The sequence below is a fragment of the Thiohalocapsa halophila genome, assembly GCF_016583825.1.
Lineage (GTDB): Bacteria > Pseudomonadota > Gammaproteobacteria > Chromatiales > Chromatiaceae > Thiohalocapsa > Thiohalocapsa halophila.
Genome location: NZ_NRRV01000123.1, coordinates 1 through 7,056 on the forward strand (window position 1 = coordinate 1; position 7,056 = coordinate 7,056).

Genomic DNA, 7,056 nt, shown 5'->3' on the forward strand with positions numbered 1-7,056 from the left:
CCTACAGATCCATCGATATTCGACGCTTGTAGCCGACTCTTCAACCCTGGTCACGGCTTTGCCTGCCAAGTATCTGTTCTGCATGAACGACGAGGGGCGGATTCCACGGAAACTGAACTACCTAGCCTCGGGGTCGGGATGGGGGTAGCGGAGGTCATCGGGGTTGATCTGACCAGCCATATCCCGCAACAGGTAATCCGAGGCGACAAAGGCGCCGCGAATCCATTCGGCGATCAGCTCAGAGGAGAAGGCCAGGCGGCTCTCCTGAAGCTCCCAGGTGCGCTGATACGACGACCAGAGGAACAGGCCCAGCAGAAGACTCGCCAGCCCCATCAACAGCGCATAGGTGGTGAGCCCTGAACTACTTTTTTGCAACTGATAACTCCTGGCGGACAATTAGCCTTCGCCTGATGCCGAGGGCCCTCTCGGGGCTAGGATCGGCATTGCACCCTATCGGTAGACGTGCCTGCGAGGTCAGCGAGCCGAGCACACAGCTGGCGGCTATGGGGTGTGCGGGTCAGTCCCCCGCCAGCAGGTTCTTGTAGAGCTCGCCGTCCTTCATGATCACCAGGAAATTTGATGCCGGGTCGGCGACCAACGACAGGTCCTCGAGCGGGTTGCCGTCGACCAGCAGCAGGTCCGCCAGCGCCCCCTCCTCGACGACGCCGAGCTTGCCCTCGTAGGGGCTGCGGGGGCCGGAGAGGGCGAGCAACTCCGCGTTGCCGGAGGTGGCCATGCGCAGGACCTCGGCGGGTGTATACCAGCGCTCCATGACCGCGAGCTTCGCGCCCTGCCGGGTTGCGTTGGCGGCGTTGAACAGGATGTCGGTGCCCCAGGCGGTCTTGATGTCGAACTGCCTGGCAAGGCGGTAGGCGCGATCGGTGCCCGCGTACATCGCGAGCTGCTTGCGCCGATTCGCCGAGCCCTCGGCATAGGGCGAGGGCTGATCGTCGATGAACGGCTGCAGGCTCCACCACAGATCGTGCTCCGCGATGAGGCGGACCGTCTCCTCGTTCAGCAACTGGCCATGCTCGATGCATTGGACGCCGGCCTCGATGGCCTGGCGCACCGCACGGGGTGTGTAGGCGTGTACCGTGACGTAGGTGCCCCAGTTCTCGGCGGCCTCCACGGCGGCGCGCAGCTCCGGCACGGTGTACTGGGTCACATCCAGGGGGTCGTAGATGGACGCCACGCCGCCGCCGGCCATGAGCTTGATCTGGGAGGCACCGAGCGCGAGCTGCTCCCGTGTACGTTTCCGCACCTCGTCGGCGCCGTCGGCGATCAGCGCGGCACCGATGCGCTCGCTGTAGGAAAAGGCATCGGGCGCGGCCGGCAGCTCATAGGGCAGGCGGAAGTCCCCGTGGCCCCCGGACTGGGAGATAAAGGCCCCCGCCGGCCAGATCCGCGGCCCCGGCACCAGCCCCCGGTCGATGCCGCGCTTGAGCCCGAACACGGGTCCACCGAGGTCGCGGATGCTGGTGAACCCGCGCAGCAGCATGTCCCGCGCGGCCTTGGTGGCGGCGACGTTCAGGAAGCCGATGTCGCTGGTGAGCAGGGTCTGACGCGATAGGGTCGCGTACATGACGTGGGTGTGGGCGTCGATCAGCCCCGGCATCAGGGTCCGGCCGCCGCCGTCGATGCGGGTCAGGTCGAGCCCGTCCGGCGGTTCGATGGGGTCGGTTGAGATCCGTTCGATGCGGTTGCCGACCACCAGCACCTGCAAGGGCTCGGTCAGCGCGTCGGCGCGCCCGTCGAGCACGGCCACGTTCTCGAATAAGACCGCGGGTGTGGGGGCGGCCGACGCGTCGGCGCCGGCCGTGAACGTGGGTAGGCACATGAGCATGAACAGCGCGGCGGTGCGTGTGTGGGCGAGCTTGGCGCAGAAGCGGCTTGTCGCCGCAGGCCTGCCCATCTCGATTCCAGGGTCAGCTCCGGCGGCCTTGCCGAGCCCCGTCGCCGACGACCTCCGGGATACTAAGCAAAAACGTTCTTTCATGGTGACAGCTTTGGTTGATCCCTTGCGGGTTTGGGCAGTCCGATTCCGATTCGGGTAACCGCGCTCCGCCCCGGGCGAGCCCTCGGGCGGGTAGTCGAGGGTGCCGGTGATGCGCTTGCGCTGCGCCTCGTCGAGGTCCGGAAACGGCAGTTCATGGGCGGCGGCCCATTCGCGGACCTGCCGTTCGGCGGCCGCCCGCTGGTCCGGATCGAGGCCCGGGTCCCGTGTCATGTACAGGGTCTGGGCCGGCAGCGCGAAGCCGGTGCCAGCCTGCTGGATGGCCTGCATAACGCGCAGCATGATGTCCTCCTGGATGGCCAGGAACTCCGTGTAGGACTTGGTGCGGATGTAGGTGCGCAGCTCCATGGTCAGCGCCTGATCGCGAAAGCCGAGGAAGCGCGTGCGAATCGGATAGTCCTCGGTGTGGATGGTCATCGGATGGGCGTGCAGCAGCTCGCGCAGGTTGGCCAACAGATAGCGCAGCTGATCGGCGCTGGTCTCGTAGCGCAGCGGTATCCGTTGCTGCAATAGAAAGGTCTCGCAGACGCTGTGGTTGACGATGTTGCGTTCGGCCAGGTCGGCGTTCGGGATGGTGATCAGGGAGCCGTCGAACTGACGAACGCGGGTCGAGCGCAAGCCGATAGCCTCGACGGTGCCGACTGGATTCCAGCCCTGGCCATGGCGCTCGTCGAAGCGACAGAGGTCGCCGACCCGGATCGGCCGATCGGCGAACAGGTTCAGCGCGCCGATGAAGTTCTCCAGCGTCGGCCGAGCGGCGAGCGCGATGGCGAGGCCACCGACGCCGGCGCCCGCGACCAAACCGAAGACCGGAATTCCGAGATCCTGCGCGGCGGCGAACAGCAGGCCGAGGATAACCATCAGGGAGAAGACGCGCGCGACCCAACGCAGCAGGCTGGCGTCCAGGCTGTCGGCAGTTCGCCTCGGCGAGGCGATCATCGCCTCGGGAATCCAGCGTGAGATCAGCAACACCATCCAGACCAGGGCGACCACGCGGGTCAGCTCGGCGAGGTAGTCCGGCCAGGCGATGACCAGTCCGGTGATACGGACCTGGTCATCGAGAAATGTGCGCAGCAGCGGCATCCAGAGCAGCAGTGCCAGAGGTGCGCTCAGGCGTTGCATCAGGGTAATGGGGCGGGCATCCCAGGGTCGGCGACGGCTCCAGCGCAGGAGCAGCACCAGCAGGACCAGGGTCAGGCCCAGGCTCGCGAACGTCAGGCCCCACTTCCACGCGACCTGGCCGGCGATGGGCTGCCGCGCCCACCCCGGCAGGCGCTCGATCAAATGCGAAGGCAGCATCCACCCGGAGAAACCCAACGCCGTTGCGGTCAGGTCTTTGACGTTCTCGATGCGCGACGAACGCCGATAGGGCAGTTCGCGCGCAATCTCGGCATAGGCACGCGCCGAGGCGATCGTTTCGGGACTGAACAGGAACTCGCCCGCGCGTGGCCCCTCGCCGGCGCGCGCAATGACGATGTTGGTGTCCGGCAGGCGCCAGCGCGCCGGGTGATCGGCCAGGTCGCCGTCACCGGCGTAGGCCGCGGCATCGGGTATCTGCTCGGTGTCCGGCAGATCCACGCGCGCGATCACCTCCCAGAGCCAGATGATGCTGGCGGTGCCGATCTCACGCTGGACGGCCGGCGGCACGGCGCTGAGGTCCATCAGCTGTTTGCCCTGCTCGACGGCGTGCACGAAGGTCTGCTGAGTGTGGGCGCTTGGCGCCTCGCGATAGTCGACGTAACGCTCGGCGATCTCGTTGGTGAGCTCGCGAAAGCTCGTGAAGGTGGCGCGAGGCGACGAGGTGTCGGGCGGGCTGAGAAGGCTGATGGTGGCGCTGAGCAGCGAGCCCGGCACCCATAGCAGCAGCGCGCACGACACCGCCCACCAGGGTGCGCGGATCGGACATCGCCAGCGAGGCGATTGCCCGAGCCCGCTTCCCGCCGCTGCTGCGCGGACCATCGGCGGCACCCTATGAACGGCCCCGACGCCTGATCAGGACCATCAGTGCGAAGAGCAACAGGACCAGGAGTCCGACCACCGTCAGCCCGGCGACCCAGGGGTTGAGCTGACGCAGGGCCGTGACCACCGCATCGAAATGGAGGTCGAGGTAGTACACGCCGAGAGCCCAGAAGCTGCCCCAGAGGATGGCTCCGCCGATGTTCAGCAACATGAAACGGCCCCAGTGCATCGCGAGCACGCCCGAAAACACCCCAATGAGCTGGCGGGGGCCATCGACGAAGCGCCCGAAGACCACCAGCCAGCCGCCATACCGGTTGAAGCTCCGCTCGATTTTCGCCACGCTGTCTGCTGGGATCGGTAGCCGATTGAGTATGGCCCGCCCACCGGAGCGACCAATCAGATAGCCGATGGTCTGCCCGAGCGATGTCGCCAGGATGGTGACGAAAAGCAATAGGAAAATGTTGAGCTTGTTGTCCGGAACCGCCGCAACCAGGGCGCCGGCCTCCAAGAGGGTTTGTCCGGGCGCCGGGATACCCATGCCTTCGACACCGACCGCTGCAAACACAGCCCAATATCCGTAGCGTTCCAAATAGGGTTCGACGCGCTCGATGTCGGCCGCGATGGCTTTGCCGAGTCGGTGCGCGCACGCGTAGAGCTTTGCTTTGCTTCCGCTTTCCTGCTTCGCCGGCTGTGTAGTGACAGGCGCCGCGGTACCGGCACCGGTCCCGCCATCGGCGCTCACGGCGTCCTCCGCCAGGGCGGGCGACAGCGCCAAGGTGCTGGCCAATAGCAGCGCCGCGGGCATAGACCATCGAATCTGCATAAGGGCGATCCTCGTCAGTGAATATAATAGTGCCAGACCGAAAAGTCCGTTTTTGACTCAGAAGCGCCGTATGCGTGCTGTTGATCGACGCGAAAATGTCGTCTGAGTGATCGATTGGTGCTGCGTTGGCCGCGGAAATGAGAAGGACTCTCATGCAGTGCCTCCGCTGGACAGACCAGTCCCTAGGCAACGCGTGCGCTGTCAGTAAAACGCTCGTCAGGCCGCACGTTGTCGTCGTCGCGCTTCTGCTTCGGCGTCGCGCTCCAGCAAAATGGCGCCGAGGCGATGCAGATTGCGCCCCAGCACCGCCAAGGCGACATAGCGCTTAAATCCGTCGACGCCGTGATCCGGACAGCGATCCAGGCCGTGCGCCTCCAATGCATTGATGGCCGATTCGACCGCGGAGTGGCGGTGGCGCAGGCGGATGAACTCGGCCTGCTGCTGGTGCGCCGCTTCGGCCTGGTTGCACTTGCCCTTTTTCGGCAGCGCCGGCATGGGCACGACCTCGGCCAAGTGGGCCTGGTTGGCTTGGCTGTGAAAGCCCTTGTCCATGCTGATGCTGTGCAGTACGGGAAAGCGCGCGCGGGTGCCCTCGATGAGGTCGATCGCCACCTGATCATCGGTGGTGTTTTCCATCACTTGGTGATGGAGGATGAAGCGATACTGGTCCTCGACGATGGCGACCCGCAAGCCGAGCTCCACCGGCACACCGGCTTTACCCTTGTTGATCCACTCGGTGTGGGGCTCGAAGACGGAGAAGACCTTCTCGTGGTGCGGGATGGACTCGCCCCATAGCACCCGACGGCGGATCTGCTCGATCTGGCGCTCGGCGTGCGCCACCCAGGCGTCGAGCGGCGCCAGGCAGGCCGCCGGCACCCGACAGCCGATCAGGAGCTTGCTGTGCGTCACTTGCGCCCGGCGCAGGAACTGCTCGGCGAGCGCCAGGTAATCGCGGTAGGCGCTGTGGATCTCCGCCTCGCGTGCGGCGCGTTTCTGCGCGGACTTCGCGCGCGAGCGCTTTTGCTGCTGGGTGCGCCGATACGCTTTTTTGCAACAGCGTTTGTTGTACGCCGATTGGCGCCAGTCGCTTAGGCCCTGCTCCTCGCAGAGCTGCGCGGAGGTGTCGATGACCTTGTGGATCGCATCGAGCAGGAGATTGGTGTCGGTGGGGTAGTGGACATCGGTCTCGACGACGAAGGAGTCAGCGCGGACGCCAAGCGCGTCGTCGGGGCTTTGTTTGAGCAGGGCATGGCCACATCGTTACCCACATCTTCTTAGGCCGGGAAACCATGGGGCTGGGGGCCGAAAACTTGATGAGATCCCCCCATCGAAACCTGGAATGGGGAGAGGACGATGGGGGAGGAAACGGGGCACCGAGTCTGTGGGCGGACGCTGAGCGAGGCGGACCTGGCGGCGATCCGCGTTGAGATCGCCCTGGCCGATCCTCCCAACCGGGCGGAGATCGCCCGGCGCGTGTGTCGACGCCTGGATTGGCGCAACGCCAAAGGCGAAGCAAAGCTGATGAGCGCCCGGGTCGGGCTGCTGCGCTTGCATCGCAGCGGGCTGATCGATCGCTACCATTACCTTGGCTACAGCCCATTGCCGGGGGCGCAGCTGCGCTACCTGATCGAGTCGGAACAGGGGTTGCTCGGCGCACTGGGCTTCGGGGCGGCGGCGTGGAAAGTCGCCGCGCGCGACCGCTGGATCGGCTGGGAGCGCGAGACACGCGAGAGGCACCTGGGGCGGGTGTTGAACAACGCTCGTTTCCTTGTGCTGCCGTGGATTCGGGTGCGCAATCTCGCCTCGCGCGTGCTGGCATTGGCCGCGCGGCAGGTGGGCGAGGACTTCGCCGAGCGCTACGGCGAGCGCCCGGTGTTGCTGGAGACCTTCGTGGAAACGCTGCGGTTTCGGGGCACCTGTTACCGGGCGGCCAACTGGCAGTACCTCGGTTGCACGCAAGGGCGAGGCAAGTGCGATGTCGCCCATCGCGCCGCCTTGGCGCGCAAGGACATCTACGTCTATCCGCTCAGCGCGGACTTCCGCCGCGCCCTGGGGGTGGAGGGATGAGCGCGCTGGCCGATGAGTTGACGGAGATCGATCTGGGCGACATCGAAGACACCTCCGAGCTCGACGACACCGGCAAGAGCGATATCCAGGGTCTCGGGCCGCTCAACGACGAGACCCGCCGCGGGTTGTATCTGCACCCGACCTTGGCCGTGACGCCCGATCGGCTGGCGTTGGGCTTGCTCCATGTCCACAG

4 protein-coding genes and 2 pseudogenes are annotated in these 7,056 nt (G+C 65.9%); 2 read left to right on the forward strand and 4 right to left on the reverse strand.

Annotation, left to right across the window (positions count from 1 at the left end):
• Positions 1 to 117 precede the first annotated feature (117 nt).
• From CKO31_RS24810 to CKO31_RS24825, 4 genes and pseudogenes are all read right to left on the reverse strand, one after another.
• The gene (locus CKO31_RS24810; RefSeq protein ID WP_200243230.1) at positions 118 to 375 is read right to left on the reverse strand and encodes a hypothetical protein; all 258 of its coding nucleotides are present in this window, start codon (positions 373 to 375) and stop codon (positions 118 to 120) included.
• A gap of 142 nt (positions 376 to 517) precedes the next feature.
• Positions 518 to 3,892 carry an amidohydrolase family protein gene (locus CKO31_RS24815; RefSeq protein ID WP_200243234.1) on the reverse strand — a complete coding sequence of 1,125 codons (3,375 nt, stop codon included), beginning with the start codon at positions 3,890 to 3,892 and terminating at the stop codon, positions 518 to 520.
• Positions 3,893 to 3,983: 91 nt separating this feature from the next.
• Complete coding sequence (locus tag CKO31_RS24820; RefSeq protein WP_242475672.1) at positions 3,984 to 4,778, reverse strand: DedA family protein; 795 nt, start codon at positions 4,776 to 4,778, stop codon at positions 3,984 to 3,986.
• 234 nt (positions 4,779 to 5,012) lie between these two features.
• Positions 5,013 to 6,050, reverse strand: a pseudogene (locus CKO31_RS24825) (ISNCY family transposase); the annotation flags it as partial.
• Positions 6,051 to 6,149: 99 nt separating this feature from the next.
• On the opposite strand from CKO31_RS24825, the gene CKO31_RS24830 reads away from it, so the two are divergent.
• Complete coding sequence (locus tag CKO31_RS24830; protein WP_200243238.1) at positions 6,150 to 6,863, forward strand: Druantia anti-phage system protein DruA; 714 nt, start codon at positions 6,150 to 6,152, stop codon at positions 6,861 to 6,863.
• A 41-nt stretch (positions 6,864 to 6,904) separates the two neighbouring features.
• A pseudogene (locus tag CKO31_RS24835) lies at positions 6,905 to 7,056 on the forward strand (IS4 family transposase); the annotation flags it as partial.